Source organism: Fusobacteria bacterium ZRK30, assembly GCA_024628785.1.
In the GTDB taxonomy this organism is placed as follows: domain Bacteria; phylum Fusobacteriota; class Fusobacteriia; order Fusobacteriales; family Fusobacteriaceae; genus Psychrilyobacter.
Genome location: CP102405.1, coordinates 2,012,178 through 2,031,484, shown reverse-complemented (window position 1 = coordinate 2,031,484; position 19,307 = coordinate 2,012,178). Strand labels below are relative to the sequence as shown.

The following is a 19,307-nucleotide window of genomic DNA, read 5'->3' as shown; positions in this document are numbered from 1 at the left end:
AATTATTTTTTAAATATATCTTTACGTAATCTGGTAATAGCACCTGCGATCTCATATTTTCTGGATTCGACCAGACTTCCGCTATTACTTTTTAATAACTTACTTAAATTATTTTTATCTATCTCTGTCTGTATTTTCTCTAACTTATCCTTAAAAGTTCCATGTCCACATTGGGAAAATACCTTTCGAATGATCTCACCGGTGAATGTTACCTGACCATTTTCAACATATTGTTCTAAGTTACGAATGTCGATACTCTCCCTGTCTATCAGGAGTTCATCTAGACCTCTGGTCTTTACCTTGCAACGGTCTGAATTAAATAACCTTTTTGTCTTCTGGGAATCCAGTTTTCTAAAGGGTATATTAAATTTTTCAGTAACTCCTCTAACATTTGAATTTTCAAATTTTTCAGAGATGAGTTTTGCCTTTTTAGTGACATCTAAAATCTTATATTCATCCAGCATAATAACTCTGTCTGCCATGGAGAAATAATCTCCTAACCCTCCAACTACAATTATAACAGAAAGATCTTCAGCCCTCATAGACTCGATTCTTTCTATAAATGGGGTGATAGGTTCCTTTTTGTGGGAGATCAATTCCTGGATCTTTCGATCTCTTACCATAAAGTTTGTAGCAGTAGTATCCTCATCGATCAGCAGAGTCGTAGCTCCTAGTTCGAGAGCCTCCATTATATTGGCAGCTTGTGATGTAGAACCACTTGCGTTTGCCGTAGTAAAATTACGGGTGTCTTTTTTATGAGGTAAATTATTTATAAAATTACTGATATCCAGCCCATCAATCCATCTGCCGTCTTCAGCCCGGATCTTTACAGTATCTCTGTCGGTAATAACACCTTCACGACCATCTCCTGTAATGTGGTTATAAACACCTTTTTCAATAGCAGTAAGCAGGGTAGACTTGCCGTGGAATCCTCCCCCGGTAATAACGGTAATTCCTTTAGGAACTCCCATCCCGGTGACGATGTCACCATTGTCCAGATGGAGGGTAACTTCTAAAGATTTAGGAGTATTAAATGGTATTCCATCTGTTAAAACCCTGTCATCGATAGAGCTTGTCCTGGCTAACTTTGAATTATTCTCGATAAAAACTATTAAATTTTCTTTTTTTATGGCACGCCTTATGGAGTCAGATTTTAAATTAGTCTTAATATGCTGCTCTAATTTTTCTAAGCCTACATTGGTAATTTTTAGTTCTTTAGAAATTTTAGGGATCTCATTAAAGATCATACCAATAGCGCCTCTGCTGGCAATCCTTCTGCCGTTAGCAGGAAGTCCACCATAAAATTTTACGATGAGGGTGTCATCAATAATTTCAACGGCTGACCTCTTTAAAATTTCTTGTTTAGGAGAGAGGATATTTAACTGGCCGCTTTTACCTGAACCGGATCTTTTCCCCAATTTTGAAATCAATTTATTTAGTTTTCTCAAGATATAGTCCTCAAAAGCAACTTTTTTGCTGGGATTATCATAATAATCCTTTGAATAATCATATTTTAAGAGGTTTATCTCTACAGAAAAAAGTGATGGAGAAGCAAATGGATCTCCCTGAACTCTCAAGATCTCTAAGGTATAATCTAAAAAATTATACCTTCCCCTAATCTCTTTATAGCCTCCATAACTTTTTCCGTCTAACCTATTCAGTGCTTCTTTTAATTTTTTCATTCTACCTCTCTTTTATACACTTACCGATATTATCTTGGATTCTCCTAATTCTTTATTCATAGTAACACCATAGAGAGTATCAGAACGTCTCATAGTTTCCTTATTATGTGTAATTAAAATAAACTGAGATCTGTCGGTAAACTCCTTTAACTTACTAATAAGTTTTTTTATGTTAGTTTCGTCTAGTGCTGCTTCAATCTCATCAAAGAAAGTAAATGGGCTTGGTTTATACATAAATAGTGCCATAATAAAGGCAATAGCCACCATTGATTTTTCTCCCCCTGAGAGTAAAGTTATAGACTGGGATTTTTTGTTCTTAAATTTTACCATTAAGTCAATGCCACTTTCAAGAATATTTTCATTATCAACCAGCTGTAATCTACCGATGGAATTATTTAAGACCTCTTTACACATATATTCGAAGTTTTTATCGATTTCCTTATATGCAGTAAAAAACTTAGTCTCAATAATTTTTTCAATATCTTCAACTAATTTTAAAAGGGCTTTTTTACTGACGATAAGGTCATCTCTTTGTGCTGTTATAAACTCATGTTTTTTTGTCAGTTCTGTAAATTCTTCGATAGCTAAGAGATTTACTAAACCTAACCCTTTGAGCCTTGCCTCTAAACGATAGAGGATCTCCTTGGATTCTGCAACAGTTGATTCTAAAGGGACCTCTTTTATATCTACTAGACCAGCCAGCTTTTCCTCTATTTGAGTAACCCAGTTTATAGTTTTTTCCAGTTTTTCAATGAGAATTTTTATCTTGTTCTCACCTAATATAAGGTCTTTTTCAATGTTTTTAACTGCTAAGATTTCTTTTTTTTCCATGGCTTCAAGCTCTTCTTGGAGTTTCTTCTTCTCTTTAATTTCTAAAAATTCTTTTTCGTATCTTATATTTTCATTATGGAATTCATTTTGGATATTATTTAATCTCTCATTTAATTTGATTACATCTGAGTTAAGTTTTTCAATTTCCAATCCAGTTTTTTTATTTTCAGTCTGGAACTCTTGGAGGAATCCTTTATTTCTTTGGATCTCCCTTTCTAGCTGCTTGACTTGCTCCTTTTTATTTAAATAATTTATCTTTATATTAGAATAAGATTTATTAACTAATTCTATTTCTGTTTTAAGAGATATTAATTTTTTATTGTTATCTGCCAAACGATCTTTAGATTTTTTTAGAAACGCCTCAACATCAAATCTTTGGGTAGTAGCATTTTTAAGTTGTTTATTGTATTCATTTATGTAATTTGTTTCTTCAACTTTTTCCATCTCTATAACCTTCAATTTTTTTGTTTCTTTTCTATGAGTGTCTGTAAGATCTGTATGATTTCTTAAAATTTCCCGGTAGGAGTCTTCCTTTGCAACTCTAAGATCATCGATGTTTTCCAATTTTTTCTCATATTCATCCATTTGTTTAGAGTGTGTATCATATGAATTATCTAGTTCTTTATGTTTTTTATCCAATTCACCGACTATTTTATCTAATTTCTTTATTTCTTTTTTTCTTTCAAAGATAATTGAACTGGCAGATTTTATATGCTGTCCACCGGTGATACGACCTCTACCTGAGATAAGCTCTCCTCCTAGAGTGACGATATTTCCGCGGTGGAGGTTTTCCTTGGATATTTTTAGAGCTACATCTGTAGATTTAACTACCAAAAGGTTTCCTAATACAAATTCTACAGGTTTATCATAAATTGAATCGTAACCGACTAGCTCGCTGGCATAACCTAGAACGCCATCCTGTGATATTGTCTTTTTAGAATTATTTAATTTTATGCTGTCAAAGGCTAAGAATGAAGCTCTACCACCATTTGATTGTTTTAGGTAGGAGATACATTTTTTAGCTATCCCGCTGTCTTTTACGACAATATCTTGTAACGATCCACCAACAGATGATTCTATAGCTGTTTCAAGGTGTTCCGGGATATCAATAAGACTTATAAAAGCTCCGTCTACACCATCAATATTGGCATTTAAAACAGCTTTTACACCTTTAAAAAATCCTTCATTATTAGCTTCTAATTTTTTTAGATTTTCTAATTTTGCACCTTGTCTGCTGAGGTTGTAAGCCACTTCTTTCCTCTCGTCGTAAATTATATTCATCTTTTGACTGAGGGTGTCTATTTGTTTTTCAGCATCTTCAATAGTATCATCAATCTTCTTTATCTCTGTTTGAATATTTTTCTGTTTACTTTCTAGTAGGTTCAATTCAGTGGTTAATTTTTCAATTTTTTTATTATATTCCGCAGCTTCTTCATCTAATCCACGAATCTTATTGGCACTGCTCTTAGTTCTTTTTTCAGAGTTTTCTATTTCAGCGATCAATTTTAGTCTGCCTACTTCAGAATCCATAACGTGTTCTTTTTGTACCCCAATCTCTATCTCTAGATCTCTTTGAAGAAGTTCAAAATCACCTATTTGTTTTTCATACTTTAGGTTATCCCCTTCCAGGTTTTTTAATTCTTCTAAAACAACATCTTTTTTAGAGTTTAATCTGTCCAGTTCATTAGTTTGATCCTTTAGTTTACCCTCTAAATTTTTTAAATTTTCTTTTTTACTACAGATCTCACGATTGAACCCTTTGATCCTTTCTCCGTATAAAACTTTATCATTGACTAATTTATCCACATCTTTTTTTAAATTAATATTTTTGTCGGTCAATGTATTGATCTCATCGCTGAGAAGATTTCTTTTGTTGTTTACTTCTTCCAAAGTAGCTTCTTTTTCTGTGAATTGTTTTTCGAGTTCTTTTAAGGCATGGCTTGAGTTGTGTTTCTGTTTAGATAGATCATCTAGAATTTTTTGATTGGTTTGATACTCTTCCAGATAGATAGATTTTTTTAAAGTGTTTATCTCGTCATCTAACTTCTTATATTTAATAGCCTTTTCAGCTTGTTTACCAATTTTTTCTTTATTCTCTTCCAACTCATTGACAATGAGGTTTATTTTATCGGTTTCTAACTCTACCTTAGCAAGTTTCTTTAAAGCTTCGTCTTTACGTAGTTTTATTTTTTTTATCCCGGCGGCTTCCTCTATAATACTTTTTATCTCTTTGTTGGAGGCACTGATTATCTTTTCGACCTTCCCCTGTCCAATTACAGAGTAGGCACTTTTACCCACTCCTGTGTCTAAAAATAATTCGTTGATATCTTTTAGTCGGCATCTCTGATCATTTATATAGTATTCATTTTCACTTTTTTTATTGATCTTCCTTGTCACTTTGACCACTTCATCATCTATCTCTAAAACTTTGTCTTCGTTGTCTATATAGAGTGACACAGTAGCAGTACTTCTAGGTTTTTTATTTTTTCCACCGGAAAATATTACGTCGCTGCTCTCTTTAGCTCTTATATTTTTATATGACTGTTCTCCTAATACCCATAGGATAGCATCTAGTATATTAGACTTTCCACTTCCATTAGGTCCTACGATAGAGGTTATTCCCATATCAAAATCAAGTTTAATCTTATCTGCAAAGGATTTAAATCCATCTATTTCTATACATTTTAAATACATATTTTCCTCACTCTTCTTTTTTGATTGCCTTATAGGATGTAGTTATCTAAGTTCTCCTCTACGAGATCATAGCTAAATATTTTAACAACATCTTTTTTTCCAATTTTTATAGCGGTTTCTTTTTCATAGGGAGCTTCAAACATGATATCATTTAATATTTTTTCAATAACACCTGCTAATCTTCTAGCACCTATATTTTCAATGTCTTCATTGAGATCGATAGCTATCTCTGCTATTTCATCTATAGCGCCTTTAGTAAAACTCAAGTTAACTTTATCAGTTTTTAATAGTTCCTGATATTGAGTCAACAGGTTAAAGTCTATTTCAGTCAAAATCTTCACAAAGTCATCTTTATTTAAAGTGTTTAATCTCACTTTTATAGGGAATCTTCCTTGTAATTCAGGCATTAAATCACTAGGACTTGCCTGGGTAAAGGCTCCGGCTGCAATAAATAAAATATGTTCAGTTCGAACAGAACCATATTTTGTCATAACTGTGGTACCTTCAATTATTGGAAGGATATCTCTTTGAACACCTTGACGTGAAACCTCACTGTTGCTGCCTTCCCTTTCGGCAATCTTATCTATCTCGTCTATAAAGATAATTCCGTCTTCCTCTACTTTTTCTACTGCTAGAGGTTTCAATTCTTCCATGTCTATATTTTGTTCAATCTCAGTTCTTAAAAGATATTCAATGGCGTTTTTAACGCTCATCTTAACTATTTTTTTCTTCCCACCTGGGAAAGAACTCATAATATTATCGATAATACCTTTTACTCCATCTTCTTCCGGCTCATTTCCAGTGGCAAACACTTCAATCATTGGAGCATCAGAACTTTGGTGTTTTTCAATTTCAATCTCCTGATCATCATACTTTCCAGATATTACTTCCTCTAACAAAGCACTTTTTTCATCAGGGTTGATCGTACCATAAGGTTTTATAAGTTTAGCTACCTTAAGAAAGGTAGATTCCTTGTATTTTTCTCTCAACATCTCTATTTTTTCCGACTTTAATTTGTTAAAAGTGATTGAAACAAGGTCCTTTATCATAGATTCTACATCTTTTCCTACATAACCTACTTCGGTATATTTAGTAGCTTCTACTTTGATAAATGGAGAGTTTGTAATAGTGGCTAATCTTCTGGCAATCTCAGTCTTACCAACACCTGTAGGTCCTATTAAGATTATATTTTTAGGAGTAATTTCATTTTTTAATTTCATATCTGAAATATGCTTTCTTCTATATCTATTTCTGAGTGAAATAGCTACATTTTTTTTTGCATCTTCTTGAGAAATTATATATTTATTTAATTCTTCTACAATTTTTTTAGGGATTAAATTTTCTTTCATTTTTTCCTCCTCATAACAGTGTCTAACGACATATTATATACTATTTATGTGGCTATTACAAGAAATGTGTTCATAATATAAGGAGAAAAGTAAAGTGTTTTTTTATTCTTTAGAAAAATATTTTACTATGGCAGATATTTTTATTTTTTTAGGGAATTACAATTTATTCAGGAGTAATTTTGAGTGATTTTAAATGAAAAATATGATAAAATATAAAAAACTATAAATTAAGAATATTTCTATAAGCACTTTATGAAAATTATAAAAGAGAGTGAGAGAGTGAGGAGGCAGTTTTATGGATAAGAACAAGATAATGGATGGAGTAAAGTTAATCCTAGAAGGTATGGGAGAAGATATAAATAGAGAAGGGTTACTTGAGACTCCAGACAGAGTAGCTAGGATGTTTGGTGAAATATGTGGAGGGTTACACAAGGACCCGGCAGATGAAATTTCTGTATTTTTCCATGTAGAGCATAACGATATGGTGATAGTGAAGGATATTCAATTTTATTCATTGTGTGAACATCACTTATTGCCGTTTTATGGAAAGGTACATATAGCCTACATCCCAGAAAACGGAAAAGTAACAGGGTTGAGTAAATTAGCCAGAGTAGTGGATGTAGCTTCTAAAAAACCACAACTTCAAGAGCGTCTGAATAGTGAGATAGTAGAAGCTTTAATGGGGAAACTTAGTGCAAAGGGAGTATTGGTTGTAATAGAAGCAGAGCATATGTGTATGACTATGAGGGGAATACAAAAACCAGGATCAAAGACAATCACATCTGGAGTAAGGGGAATATTTAGAACTAACCTTGCAACCAGGGAAGAAGCGCTGTCATTGATAAAACACATGTAGGGAAAAATTAATTGTAAGATGAGACCTAATAGCAGGTCTCATTTTTTATTTTAGAAAAATAAAAAACTTGATACAAATTAGGAAAAATCTTAGAATTACAATATAATTAAATTAATAATAGAAGGTAGGAGGAACATTAGAAATGGAAAAACAAATTAGATTGTGGGAGCCTCCTGCAGATGTAACTATAAAAGGAACGATATTCATAATTCATGGTATGGCTGAATACTCAAAAAGATATGAAAAAGTGGCTGATTACCTGAACGATAATGGGTACAGAGTGGCTATGATAGACCACAAAGGGCACGGGGATAACATAGAAGAGTTAGAGGGATTGGGATTGGTAAAAGGTGAGTTTAAGAGTTCTCTGGAGGAGCTTGTGGATTCCATTGAAAAAATTAGAGATGAGAAGCCTCTATTTATATTGGGGCATAGTATGGGATCCTTTATTACTCAAATTTTATTGGAAAGAGGGATAAAGAATGACGGAATTATTTTATCAGGATCTGCTAGGCCATCTAAAATTTCGATAAAATTCGGGTATTCTTTATCAAGGTTTCTTTTATTATTTCGAAATAAAAGGGACATAATATTAAATAAATTGTTATTTGGAAGAAACAACTTGAAATTCTCAGGAGATAAAAAATTCAGGTGGTTATCCAGGGACGAAAAAAGTATAGAAGCATACGAAAGTGATCCCTTCTGCGGATTTACCCCTTATACGAGTTATTTTCAAGGTTTATTTTATCTTTTGAAGGAATCATCAAAGGTAGGGGATAAAAGAAAATATAAAAAAACTCCTGTATATATCTTTTCTGGCTCAGATGATCCTGTAGGGAACTATGGGGCTGGAACGAAAAAATTATATAAATTTTATAAAAAACTTGGATACAGTGATATAACATTAAAACTATATGAAGAAGGTCGCCACGAGATGTTGAATGAGATAAACAGACGTGAAGTTTATGATGACCTTTTGATTTGGTTAGATAGGAGGTCGGTGTGATGAAGTGGGTTATAAGTTTGTTCTTTTTGATTTTCTTTGGATGCAGTAATCTCCCGCCAAATATATCTATGGAGAGTCCAACTTACCAGACAGACAATGTGGAATTTTATTATGATCTGACCCATAGAAGAGAAGGTATTGTCTATACAGAGCATAGAATTTTCAACCAGATGGAAAAAATGATAGAAAATGCTGATGAATTTATAGTTATGGATGTATTTTTATTTAATAATTTATATAATGCCAGTGAATTTAATTTTCCTAAAGTATCTTCTGGGATAAAAAAAGCACTAATAAAAAAGAAAAAGGAAAATAAAGACATAAAGATATATTTTATAACCGACGAGATAAATACTTTTTACGGTGTTTATAATACAAATGAGTTAGAAAAGTTGGAAAAAAATGGAATTACAGTTATTTTAACCGACCTTACAGAAACCAATGGGGCAAATAGCGTATATTCGACATTTTGGAGATATTTTTTCAGTTGGTTTGGAACAGGAAAGTATGGGTGGCTTCCAAACCCATTCAGTCCGGAAGCTCCTAAAGTAACCATAAGGGCCTATTTAAAATTAATTAATTTAAAGGGGAATCATAGGAAGGTATTGGTGACAGAAAAAGAAGCTTTGGTAACTTCGGCGAATCCCCACAGTGCCAGTGGATATCATTCCAATATAGGCTTTAAATTTGACGGTGAAATAATAAACTCAGTGGTAGAATCAGAAAAAGCTGTAGGAGAATTATCAGGAGTTAAAATGAAACTGCCTGCAGTTGAATTTCATAATGAGGGCCAATATAAGATACAGTTACTCACCGAGGGGAAGATAGGAAAAGCTTTGGATATAGATATAGATAACAGTCAAAACGGGGATGAGATCTATATAGGTATGTTCTATTTAGGGGATAAAGTGATTGTAAAAAAATTAATTGATGCGGCGAAAAGAGGTGTCAAAATAAGATTGATATTGGATGAAAATAAAGAGGCATTCGGGATGAAGAAAACAGGGATACCAAATAAAGTTACAGGTAAAAAGCTGATAGATAAAAGTAAGGGTAAGATAGAGGTGAGATGGTATAGATCTTCAGGGGAGCAATATCACACTAAGCTGGTAGTTATAAAAACTTCTGATGTGATGGTGGTAAATGGAGGATCAGCCAATTTGACCAAGAGAAATATCAGAGACTATACTCTAGATACCAATATAAGGGTGGTAGCTCCTTTAAATTCCAAATTGGCTATAGATATAGAACAATATTTTGATATGTTATGGAACGATGATAACGATACCTATATTATAGAAAAAGAAAAGTTAGAGGATGGGTATAGAAGTAATAAATTTTTATATGATATTCAAAATATAAGTGGATTTTCAACCTATTAAATTTTAAATAAACTTAAATTGGACAATTATAGATATTATTGGCGTATTTACTGGATATTTGGATGTTCTAAACTTGTATTTTGCTACCTCATATGATAAAATTACAATAAAAGTTCGATTTTTGGATAGATAGGATGGTCGATTTGGAGAAGAAGAGGAAATTATTTGTTTTATTAAAAATTATTTTAATATTATTTTTAATATATGTTTATGTTGCAGATGGAAAAGAAATATATTTAAGTGGGAGTTACCGGTCTTTAGGAGAGGTTTTGGGCGACTTTAAAAGTGTTTTGATTCCATACTTGATATTAAGTATCCTTTCGGATTTTATACTGGATTCAAATAAAAGAACAGTCTTTCTAATGAGACTTAATTTTTTCTTTGTTTTTTTAATATGCCTGAGTAACTTGCAGTTGTTGTTTCATGTGGCTGATCTAGAAAAAGAGGGTTTGGATAAAAGAATTTTCATATATCTTTATGTGGATAAAAACCTAGGGATGTTAATAACAATGATCCTATATAAATTTTATTTTTTAGTGCCTGTCAATATTAATATTGCAGTTACGGGAACTATACTATTTTTCTCTTCGTTTATACTTTTTGGGAAAATAGCGGGAAATCTAGTCCGAAGAATACTTAGTTACTACCACAAGGAGAACCGTGAAAAACGAAAAAAGATAAGAAAATTAATAAAAGAGAAAAAAAGAATAAAGAAGCAAATTTTAGAAAAAGAAAAAACTGAAAGAATAGAGGCACAGAAGCAAAGTGTAATTGAAAAAACAGTTGAAAAGCAAAGAGAAGAAAGAATTTCACAGTTAAAAAACAAGATGGAGAATAAGAAAAAAAGATCCATGGAGAAACAGCTAAATATCACCGGGATAGACCTGGTAGAAAAAAAAGAATTAAAAGAAAAAAAAATAGATGAAGAAAATAAAGCAGATGAGATAGAAAAGGTGACTGAAGGGCAGTTGCACTTTAAATTTAAAACAGAAGAGGTGTAAAAATGATATTGGCTTCTAAATCTCCTAGAAGATTTGAAATTCTGAGTAATTTTGGAATAAAAAAAATAGAGGTAGTTGTTACAGAAATAGAAGAAGTAAGCGACAAAGAGGATCTGATTGAACAAGTGGTAGACATAGCGGTAAAAAAAGGAATAGAAGTAGCAAAAAACTATCCCGATGAATTTGTAGTATCGGCAGATACTGTGGTGATCTTAGACGGGAAAATTTTAGGGAAACCGAAAGATTGTCATGATGCATTTTCAACACTTACCAACTTATCTGGAAGGACCCATGAAGTTGTAACAGCTTATTCACTAATAAACAAAAGTAAGGAAATATTTATTTCAAGTTTTGATAAAACTGTTGTAAAATTTAAAGAAATATCAAAAGAAGAGATAGATTGGTATATAGAAACAGGAGAACCAATGGATAAAGCAGGGTCTTACGGGATACAAGGTGTAGGAGCAGGAATACTAATTGATAGGATAGAGGGAGAATTTTATAATGTCATGGGATTTCCAATTTCGAAATTTGTAGATGATCTAAAAGAACATGGAATAAAAATACAAAACATAATAGAGTTGTAGGAGGATCAAATGTTAAAAATATTAAAGTTAACTAAAAATATGTTTGGGATTTTTTCAGAGGACCTGGGGATAGATTTAGGAACAGCAAATACATTGGTATGTGTAAAAAATAAAGGTGTAGTATTAAATGAACCATCAGTAGTATCTATAAATACAAGAACAAAAGATATAATTGCTGTAGGGGAGAAGGCAAAAAAAATGATAGGGAGAACTCCTGATAGTTGTGAAGCTATAAGACCATTAAAAAATGGTGTAATAGCAGATTATGAAATAACGGAAAAGATGCTCCGTGAATTTTATAAAAGGGTTCATAAAAGAACTTTTTTGAGCAGTCCCAGAGTGGTAATATGTGTTCCTGCTGGAGTTTCTCAAGTAGAGAGAAGAGCTGTAATAGATGTAACATTAGAAGCGGGAGCCAGAGAAGCTTACTTAATTGAGGAGCCTATGGCAGCAGCCATTGGAGTAGGGATAAATATCTTTGATCCTGAAGGAAATTTAATAGTTGATATAGGTGGAGGAACCACTGAGATAGCTGTAATTTCATTGGGGGGGATAGTAAGAACATCTTCACTGAAAGTTGCAGGAGATAAATTTGACGTAGCTATAGGGGAGTATGTAAGACAGAGACATGATCTGCTTATAGGGGAAAAAACAGCTGAAGATATTAAGGTTAATATAGCTACTGCCTTGGCAGGAGATGAAGAGGTAACTTATGAGATAAGTGGAAGAAACATCTTAAATGGCTTACCTAAAAACGTTATTATATCTTCATTGGAAGTACAGGAGGCAATAATGCCTCTAATAAAGAAGGTAGTTGAAGAGATAAAATTAGTCTTGGAAAAAACACCACCTGAACTGTCAGCAGATATTAAGAGGAAGGGAATAATATTAACTGGTGGAGGAGCTGGAATTAGAGGCTTAGATCAAAAAATAGCAGAAAGTATTCAACTAGAGGTCAGACCCTCTGAGAATCCGTTAAATTGTGTAGTGAATGGAATAGAGGTATTGCTACAAAATTTTGATGAATATAAGAGTGTTTTGATATCTCCAGAGAAAGATTATTAAATAAAAGGGGAGGGGGCAGATGAAAAAAAATATACTACTTTTTTTCATTCTAAAAACCCTCCTTTTTTCGAGCAGTGAATTCATAACTTCCAATGGAGAGCTAAGTTTTAAATACAGTGAAAAATATAATAAAATAACTAGATTTAATGGGAATATGGAAACCTATAAACCCGACATAGATAGTATAGAAGTTGGAATATATTACAGGGGGGAACATTATCTTTTATCGGATTATATAATTTCTAAAAGATTTATTCCTCAAACAAATATATTTGAAACTATTGCAAGACTTCCATATGGGGAAATTAAAACTACTTATATACCATCTATGGTAGATAAAAATTCATTTTATATTATAAATAACTATGAGGTAAAAAAAGGTGAAACACTGGAATTTTTATACCTTTTTAATATGTCAGATAGAAATGGAATAATCGAATACAAAAAAACAAAGGATTATTATAAATACAATGAAAATATTTATATAAAAAATTTAAAAAATTCAATGATAGGATATATAGTTCCGGCCAGTGATTTAGAGGTAGTTAAATTAAAAAAAATAGAGAAATCAACTATAAAATACAGGGATCAAAGGATGATAATGTCCAGTAAAGTAAGGTTATCAGATCGTGAGAAATCAGATATAGTACAAATTAGATATAAAAAAGCTCCGAATTTCTTATCTTTTGAAAGTTCTGAAAGGCTGGTGTCTTTAGAAAAAACATATTGGAAGGGATGGTTAAAGCCGATACCTTCAAGTCTTGACAGGACAACCCAAAAGATCATGGAGAGATTCTTGATCTATCTGAAAACATCTACCGATGGATTTGACTACTATACAAATATAGGTTTGAGGGAAACCTCTAAAACAAAAGATCTACTTTATACAGCCATTACATTTATAAAATATGGATATTTTGATGATGCTGAGCAGATTTTGACTAGGTTAATTGAGAAAGAGGAGGAGTTTTCTTATCTTAATAGAACAAAGCTGACCGCTGAAGAGGTTCAAGAGGCTTATGTATATCTGAGTTATTTAAAAGAATCAGATGATACTAAATTTTATGCTGAATATATGGAAAAAATTCGAAAAAAAATTGAAAAGATAGTGGAAGGGGTAAAACAAGACCTCAACAAAAAAAATATCTTAGAAAAAGGTTATGAGTTTAAGACCTATTATTATACCTATAACCTTTTGAAATTATATAGAGAGATAGATGGTGACAGGAAATATATTTATATGGAAGGGTCGTTAAAAAACTATCTGTTTAAAAATTTTATATCAGGTGATGGTATAAAAAAACATGTATTGGACGAAAAAAATACTTATTCTAAGTGGGAGTACCTGCTATTTTATGATGATATGGAAACAAAAAAAATGATAGATAAACTTTATAGTGACAGTATTTTTAAGAGATACCCTTATTTTAGTAGTGAGAAAAGTGTAGACGTTGAAACAAATTTAAGCCTGCTAGGGGGACTTTATCTTAATGATTTATCGAAATTTGGAGATATTAACTTATTACAACTCAACGAAGATATTGTGCAAAATGCTATGAAAATACCGAATAAAATTTATTTGAAAGGTGGAAAAAGATATGAGGTTAATGGTGTTGATATATACCTGACATCTAAATATTTAAACACCATATATGATAGGAGTGAAGAATGAATAGGGAAAATCTGGGAAAAGAGATAGAAGCTATGTTATATTTAGCCTCAGAATTAGAGATAAAAGAATTGGCTAAATTTTATAATATAAACATGGAAAAGATGGTAGAATGCTTAGATGAACTAGGAGAAGAAAAAAAAGATTCTGGAATAAACTTAAAAATTGAAAAGGGAATGGTATATTTTGAAACTAATCCTAAATATGGGGAGAGAGTTCATAATTTTTTCAATCAAGAGAGTAAACCTAAAAAATTATCCAGGGCAGCTATGGAAACCCTGTCTATAATAGCGTATAAACAACCGGTAACGAAAAGTCATATTGAATCTATAAGAGGGGTAAGTGTAGAAAGAGTTATCCATAATTTAGAAGAAAAGGGACTGGTATATTCTAGTGGGAAATTAGAAACAATTGGAAGACCTAATTTATATAGTACAACGGATAATTTCTTAAATTATTTAGATATAGATAATTTAACGATGCTGCCGAATTACACGGAGATAAAGCAGGAATTAGAGACAACAAAAAATGAAAGTCAAAATTAAAAAATAGAAAATGAACTGTGAATTATATCCATCAGGATCAAAAATTAATTGTTTCTTTGAATGCAGATATTATTTGTAGAAAAATGGAGGAAAAAATGGAAAAAGTAAGATTAAATAAATACCTTGCATCTATAGGAATAGGCTCAAGGCGTGAGATAGATAAGATGGTTGAAGAAAAAAAAATAATGGTCAATGGTGAATATCCCAGTCCGGGAATGAAGGTAAATATCAAAGATAAAATATCAGTAGATGGAAAGCTGATAGGAAAAACGAAGGAAAAAAAAGTATATTATCTTTTAAATAAACCTAAAAAAGTAATAAGTGCTGTAAAGGACGACAGAGGCAGAAGAACTGTAATAGATTTTGTGAAAACAAAGGAAAGGGTCTATCCAATAGGAAGATTGGACTATGATACTGAGGGAATGATCATCTTAACCAATGATGGAGACCTTTATAATAAAGTGATCCACCCTAAAGGAGAAGTGTATAAAAAATATTTAATTCAGGCTGCAGGACATATTAAAAAAATAAATTTAGGACAATTAAAAGCTGGAATAAAATTAGAAGATGGTTTAACATTACCGGCTAAAGTAAGGTTTTTGAGGGAAGAGGGGAGTACTACCTGGTTAACGGTTGCTATTAGAGAGGGAAGAAATCGTCAGGTCAGAAGGATGTTGGATGCGATCGGACACAGGGTTATAAGCTTAACCAGGGTAAAAATTGGAACTCTTACTATGGGAGATTTAGAAGTTGGAAAATATAGACCCCTTACAAAAGAAGAAATAAAGTATTTAAAAGATGTTTAGAGGGAGAGTTGAAAGTTGGAGATAATTAAAATATTTGTAAAGTTTGGTTTAGTAGGAGCCAGCGGGGTAATAGTAAACATGTTGATCTATACTGCCCTTATAACTTTGGATGTGAACTATCTTATAGCTGCTACAGTAGCTTTTTTATTTGCAGTGAGCAGTAATTTTTACTTAAATTTCATTTGGACATTTAAAGGTAAGGGGAAAGGTAAGAGTGTAAAGAAAAAATATTTACATTTTTTTATAATAAGTTTATTAAATTTTGTAATCAATTTATCTATCCTTAAGGTAGCGGTAGAATTTTTATCGGTAAATGAATTGACCTATGATATAATAACAAAATATGCAGGATCTAATCCTGATAAAATAATTAAGATAATAGCTCAAATAATTGGAATAGGGGTAGCTACATTTTTTAATTTTTTTGGGAATTACTTTATAACATTTCGAAAATAAAAGGAGAAATTGATGAAAAAAACATTGATAATTATACCTACGTATAATGAAAGTGAAAATGTTGAAAAATTATTGGAGATGATATATCAGGTTAAAAATGACCTGAATATATTGATAGTGGATGACAATTCTCCAGATAAAACCTATGAGATCATAGAGAGATTGATGGAAGTAAAATATAAAGATAGGTTATTTATCCACAAAAGAAGTGGTAAATTAGGGCTGGGAACAGCTTATATTGCGGGATTCAAATGGGCTTTAGAAAGAGATTATGATTATATATTTGAGATGGATGCTGATTTTTCTCATAATCCAAAGTATATCCCTGAATTTTTAAAAGAGATAAAAACTCATGACCTGGTAATCGGGAGTAGATATGTGCCTGGTGGAGGAGTTGTCAACTGGGGTATCATAAGAAAGTTTATTAGTCGTGGAGGAAGTTTATATTCTAGGATAGTTTTAGGGGCTCCTATAAAAGACTTTACCGGGGGATTCAAATGCTTTAAAAGAGAAACTCTGGAAAATTTAAATTTAGACAAGATAGTATCTAACGGTTATTCTTTTCAAGTAGAATTAAACTATAAAGTGTGGCTAAAAGGGATGAAAATCAAAGAAACACCGATTATATTTGAAGACAGAACCTTAGGGAAGTCTAAAATGAGTAAAAAAATATTCTTAGAAGCTATATTAAAAGTGTTGTGGATGAGAGCTAACAAAAAGTTTTTAAAAGAAAATTAAAAATACAGACTTTCTCTACCAAAGTAGAGGGATCTAAACAAAATATGGAGGAAAAATATGGCATTAACTAGAGAAGAAGTATTAAAAGTAGCAAAATTATCTATGTTAGAATTCAAGGAATCAGAAGTTATGGGTTTACAGAATCAACTAAATGATATTTTAGAGTTTGTTTCTAAATTAGATGAAGCAAATGTAGAAGGGATAGAGCCTATGACTCAGGTAAATGACATGTATAACTCATTTAGAGAAGATGTGGTGGTAGATTCTTTAACTAAGGAAGAAGCAGTAAAGAATGCTCCTGAAGAGATAGAGGGAACATTTGCAGTCCCTAGAACTGTTGGAGAAAATTAAGGAGAAATTTTATGATAAAAAATATATTAGGTGATTTTAATAAAAAAAAATTCATGATATTTCTATTAGGAATTACTGTTTTAAGACTAGTTATAGGCAGTTATTTGAACTTGTCTGATGATGAGGCATATTATCTGTTATGGTCTAGAAATTTAGGGATGAGTTATTACGATCATCCACCCCTTATAGCGTATTTAATAAGGGTGTGCACATTAATATTTGGGGAAAGTAATTTTTCTATGAGACTTGTATCAGTAGGGACGATATTTGCAACAAGTATCTATATCTACAAGATCTCCTACTACCTGTATAAGAGTGAGAAGATAGCCGGGATTTCAGGATTGATATTCAATATATTACCACTGTATTCATTTTTGTCTATAATGACCCTGCCGGATTCACCACTAATCTTACTATACACCATGGTTCTTTATTACTTTTTAAAAGTAATCTATGAAAAAGATAGTAGAGCCTGGTATATTATAGCTATATTGACAGGCTTGGGATTACTTAGTAAATATAATATGTTTATGGTATACCCAAGTATATTTTTCTACCTGTTACTCAGCAAGGAAAATAGGTTTTGGCTCCTAAAAAAAGAGCCTTATATAGCATTTATTGTATCTATACTTATGTTTGCACCTGTTATCTACTGGAACTACTCCCATAATTGGGGATCCTTTGAGTTCCATTTAGAGGGACGGCAGAGTAAAACATTTAGATTCAGGCCTACAAAGTTTTTTCAATTTGTAGGAGGACAGATAGGTGTGGTATCTCCTATCCTATTCTTTGGTCTATTTATAAGTTCTATAAAGAACTTTAAAAAACCAGATGTAAATATATTATTTTGGTTTGCACTGCCACTCATAGGAGTGTTTACCTTTAGTTCCCTTTCTAACAGCTCGAAAGTTCATTGGTTAGCTTGTGCTTATATACCAATGATAATAGTCTTTGTAAAGTATATGGAATTTAATAAGTTGTGGAGAATAGGAATTGGACTCAGTGCAAGCTTATCTCTAATCTTATATTTTGTAGCGACAACCCTTGTAGTTCCTCTAAAGCCAAAGGAAAATGCACTAGCTGATATGCAGGGCTGGGATATTGCCGGGACTAGAGTGCAGCAGATATACGATGAATCAACAAAAGATGGTGAAGAATGGTTTTTATTTGGAGACAGGTATCAGACATCTTCCCAATTAGCTGCTTATCTGCCGAAAAAAGAGTATGTCTATAATCTCAGTGGCGGGACAAGTCAATTTGATTATTGGAAAGATAGAGACGGAGTAATTGGAAAAAATGGGATCTTTGTAGCTCACTCATTTTACAATAGAAAACCAGAGGATAAATTTTTGTTTGACAAGGCAGAACTGGTAGACACAGTTGTATTTAAAAGATGGGGAAGAGTTCAAAGGGAATATTATATATATAAAGTGTATAATTTTAAAGGGAGAAAATAGTGGATAAAGAGACGTTAATGATAATAATAGTTATCTTGGTAGCTATAGATATATTGAGAGAGGGTTATTTAAAAGGGTTTGTAGGAGCTTTTTTAAGAAATCTTATGAGATATAAAAAAACAGCTCTAGCAGGTATAGTTATAACCGTATTTACTATAGTTTATCTAGACCTTCCTGTAGCCAAACAGTTTTCTAACAAATATTATGATAAAACTTTACAGGGAATAGAAAATGGAGCTAGAACAGCTACACCTGAAGAGATCGTGATTTTACAGCAAAAAGCTGAAGTGGAAAAAATCAGTAAAGAAAAATATTCAAAATATGAAAGATTTTTCGCCAACCAGGGAGATGGAGATACAACAGCAGGTACTGTAGTAATATTACTCCTCTTGGGAACTTTGTTTAAAAATAAAAAATTAAGAAAAGTTTCGAAAGAAGCTCTTATGACAATAATCGCAGGAGGGCTCCTGGTAAATATATTAAAATATATAATATCCAGATTAAGACCAGATGTGAATATGCTGCCTTATCAGTTTTTTAACTGGGCTTCTTGGATAGGGGGAAATGAAAGTATAAATCCATTTAAAAGTGCAAGCGCCAGTCTGCCTTCTGGTCATTCGATCGTGTCGGTGGCAGTAGCTTTTTCATTTTATTATGGATATAAAAATAAATTTATTAGAGCACTGGCTATAATTTATGCTGTAGTGTTAAGCTGCTCTAGAGTATACGGTACCAGACATTGGTTAAGTGATATCATCTCAGCAGGATTCTTAGGGGTGTTAGTAGCTAAAACAATATATGAAATAAATATAGAAAAAAAATAGTTCCTTTT

The 19,307-nt window shown here is 32.1% G+C and carries 17 protein-coding genes; 14 read left to right on the top strand and 3 right to left on the bottom strand.

Features of this window, described 5'->3' with window-relative positions:
• Positions 1-2: 2 nt before the first annotated feature.
• The 3 genes from NRK67_14935 to hslU are packed head-to-tail and all read right to left on the bottom strand — an operon-like array spanning position 3 to position 6,556.
• Positions 3-1,682: an ABC-ATPase domain-containing protein gene (locus NRK67_14935; protein ID UUV18568.1), complete on the bottom strand. Its 1,680-nt coding sequence runs from the start codon at positions 1,680-1,682 to the stop codon at positions 3-5.
• A 12-nt stretch (positions 1,683-1,694) separates the two neighbouring features.
• The gene (smc, locus tag NRK67_14930; GenBank protein UUV18567.1) at positions 1,695-5,207 is read right to left on the bottom strand and encodes a chromosome segregation protein SMC; all 3,513 of its coding nucleotides are present in this window, start codon (positions 5,205-5,207) and stop codon (positions 1,695-1,697) included.
• A 29-nt stretch (positions 5,208-5,236) separates the two neighbouring features.
• Positions 5,237-6,556 carry an ATP-dependent protease ATPase subunit HslU gene (gene hslU / locus NRK67_14925; GenBank protein ID UUV18566.1) on the bottom strand — a complete coding sequence of 440 codons (1,320 nt, stop codon included), beginning with the start codon at positions 6,554-6,556 and terminating at the stop codon, positions 5,237-5,239.
• Between the two features lie 295 nt (positions 6,557-6,851).
• On the opposite strand from hslU, the gene folE reads away from it, so the two are divergent.
• The 14 genes from folE (at position 6,852) to NRK67_14855 (ending at position 19,299) form a co-directional block, all read left to right on the top strand.
• Entirely contained in the window at positions 6,852-7,412 is a 561-nt protein-coding gene (gene folE, locus NRK67_14920; protein ID UUV18565.1) for a GTP cyclohydrolase I FolE, read from the top strand.
• Positions 7,413-7,554: 142 nt separating this feature from the next.
• Positions 7,555-8,418: a lysophospholipase gene (locus tag NRK67_14915; protein ID UUV18564.1), complete on the top strand. Its 864-nt coding sequence runs from the start codon at positions 7,555-7,557 to the stop codon at positions 8,416-8,418.
• Positions 8,418-9,800, top strand: coding sequence for a phospholipase D-like domain-containing protein (locus tag NRK67_14910; protein UUV18563.1), 1,383 nt, complete (start codon positions 8,418-8,420; stop codon positions 9,798-9,800). The genes NRK67_14915 and NRK67_14910 overlap by 1 nt, the downstream gene beginning before the upstream one ends.
• 269 nt (positions 9,801-10,069) lie before the next feature.
• A complete protein-coding gene (locus NRK67_14905) occupies positions 10,070-10,801 on the top strand; it encodes a hypothetical protein (protein ID UUV18562.1) in 732 nt (243 codons plus the stop codon).
• 2 nt (positions 10,802-10,803) lie between these two features.
• On the top strand, positions 10,804-11,388 hold the full coding sequence (locus NRK67_14900; protein ID UUV18561.1) for a Maf family protein: 585 nt from the start codon (positions 10,804-10,806) through the stop codon (positions 11,386-11,388).
• Positions 11,389-11,427: 39 nt separating this feature from the next.
• The gene (locus NRK67_14895; GenBank protein UUV19951.1) at positions 11,428-12,453 is read left to right on the top strand and encodes a rod shape-determining protein; all 1,026 of its coding nucleotides are present in this window, start codon (positions 11,428-11,430) and stop codon (positions 12,451-12,453) included.
• Positions 12,454-12,472: 19 nt separating this feature from the next.
• Entirely contained in the window at positions 12,473-14,125 is a 1,653-nt protein-coding gene (locus NRK67_14890) for a hypothetical protein (protein ID UUV18560.1), read from the top strand.
• A complete protein-coding gene (scpB, locus tag NRK67_14885) occupies positions 14,122-14,667 on the top strand; it encodes an SMC-Scp complex subunit ScpB (protein ID UUV18559.1) in 546 nt (181 codons plus the stop codon). The genes NRK67_14890 and scpB overlap by 4 nt, the downstream gene beginning before the upstream one ends.
• A gap of 95 nt (positions 14,668-14,762) precedes the next feature.
• Positions 14,763-15,473 carry an rRNA pseudouridine synthase gene (locus NRK67_14880; GenBank protein UUV18558.1) on the top strand — a complete coding sequence of 237 codons (711 nt, stop codon included), beginning with the start codon at positions 14,763-14,765 and terminating at the stop codon, positions 15,471-15,473.
• Positions 15,474-15,488: 15 nt separating this feature from the next.
• The gene (locus NRK67_14875; GenBank protein ID UUV18557.1) at positions 15,489-15,929 is read left to right on the top strand and encodes a GtrA family protein; all 441 of its coding nucleotides are present in this window, start codon (positions 15,489-15,491) and stop codon (positions 15,927-15,929) included.
• Positions 15,930-15,941: 12 nt separating this feature from the next.
• Positions 15,942-16,667: a polyprenol monophosphomannose synthase gene (locus tag NRK67_14870; GenBank protein ID UUV18556.1), complete on the top strand. Its 726-nt coding sequence runs from the start codon at positions 15,942-15,944 to the stop codon at positions 16,665-16,667.
• Positions 16,668-16,724: 57 nt separating this feature from the next.
• The gene (gatC, locus tag NRK67_14865) at positions 16,725-17,018 is read left to right on the top strand and encodes an Asp-tRNA(Asn)/Glu-tRNA(Gln) amidotransferase subunit GatC (GenBank protein UUV18555.1); all 294 of its coding nucleotides are present in this window, start codon (positions 16,725-16,727) and stop codon (positions 17,016-17,018) included.
• An 11-nt stretch (positions 17,019-17,029) separates the two neighbouring features.
• The gene (locus NRK67_14860) at positions 17,030-18,475 is read left to right on the top strand and encodes a glycosyltransferase family 39 protein (protein UUV18554.1); all 1,446 of its coding nucleotides are present in this window, start codon (positions 17,030-17,032) and stop codon (positions 18,473-18,475) included.
• Entirely contained in the window at positions 18,475-19,299 is an 825-nt protein-coding gene (locus NRK67_14855; GenBank protein UUV18553.1) for a phosphatase PAP2 family protein, read from the top strand. Before NRK67_14860 ends, NRK67_14855 begins: the two co-directional genes overlap by 1 nt.
• Positions 19,300-19,307 lie beyond the last annotated feature (8 nt).

Excerpts from the sequence above, each read along its gene's own strand:
- NRK67_14900 (UUV18561.1), top strand. The coding sequence starts at position 10,804 with ATGATATTGGCTTCTAAATCTCCTAGAAGATTTGAAATTCTGAGTAAT.
- NRK67_14890 (UUV18560.1), top strand. The coding sequence starts at position 12,473 with ATGAAAAAAAATATACTACTTTTTTTCATTCTAAAAACCCTCCTTTTT.
- NRK67_14895 (UUV19951.1), top strand. The coding sequence starts at position 11,428 with ATGTTTGGGATTTTTTCAGAGGACCTGGGGATAGATTTAGGAACAGCA.
- folE (UUV18565.1), top strand. The coding sequence starts at position 6,852 with ATGGATAAGAACAAGATAATGGATGGAGTAAAGTTAATCCTAGAAGGT.
- NRK67_14860 (UUV18554.1), top strand. The coding sequence starts at position 17,030 with ATGATAAAAAATATATTAGGTGATTTTAATAAAAAAAAATTCATGATA.
- NRK67_14870 (UUV18556.1), top strand. The coding sequence starts at position 15,942 with ATGAAAAAAACATTGATAATTATACCTACGTATAATGAAAGTGAAAAT.
- hslU (UUV18566.1), bottom strand. The coding sequence starts at position 6,556 with ATGAAAGAAAATTTAATCCCTAAAAAAATTGTAGAAGAATTAAATAAA.
- gatC (UUV18555.1), top strand. The coding sequence starts at position 16,725 with ATGGCATTAACTAGAGAAGAAGTATTAAAAGTAGCAAAATTATCTATG.
- NRK67_14915 (UUV18564.1), top strand. The coding sequence starts at position 7,555 with ATGGAAAAACAAATTAGATTGTGGGAGCCTCCTGCAGATGTAACTATA.
- scpB (UUV18559.1), top strand. The coding sequence starts at position 14,122 with ATGAATAGGGAAAATCTGGGAAAAGAGATAGAAGCTATGTTATATTTA.
- smc (UUV18567.1), bottom strand. The coding sequence starts at position 5,207 with ATGTATTTAAAATGTATAGAAATAGATGGATTTAAATCCTTTGCAGAT.
- NRK67_14910 (UUV18563.1), top strand. The coding sequence starts at position 8,418 with ATGAAGTGGGTTATAAGTTTGTTCTTTTTGATTTTCTTTGGATGCAGT.
- NRK67_14880 (UUV18558.1), top strand. The coding sequence starts at position 14,763 with ATGGAAAAAGTAAGATTAAATAAATACCTTGCATCTATAGGAATAGGC.
- NRK67_14935 (UUV18568.1), bottom strand. The coding sequence starts at position 1,682 with ATGAAAAAATTAAAAGAAGCACTGAATAGGTTAGACGGAAAAAGTTAT.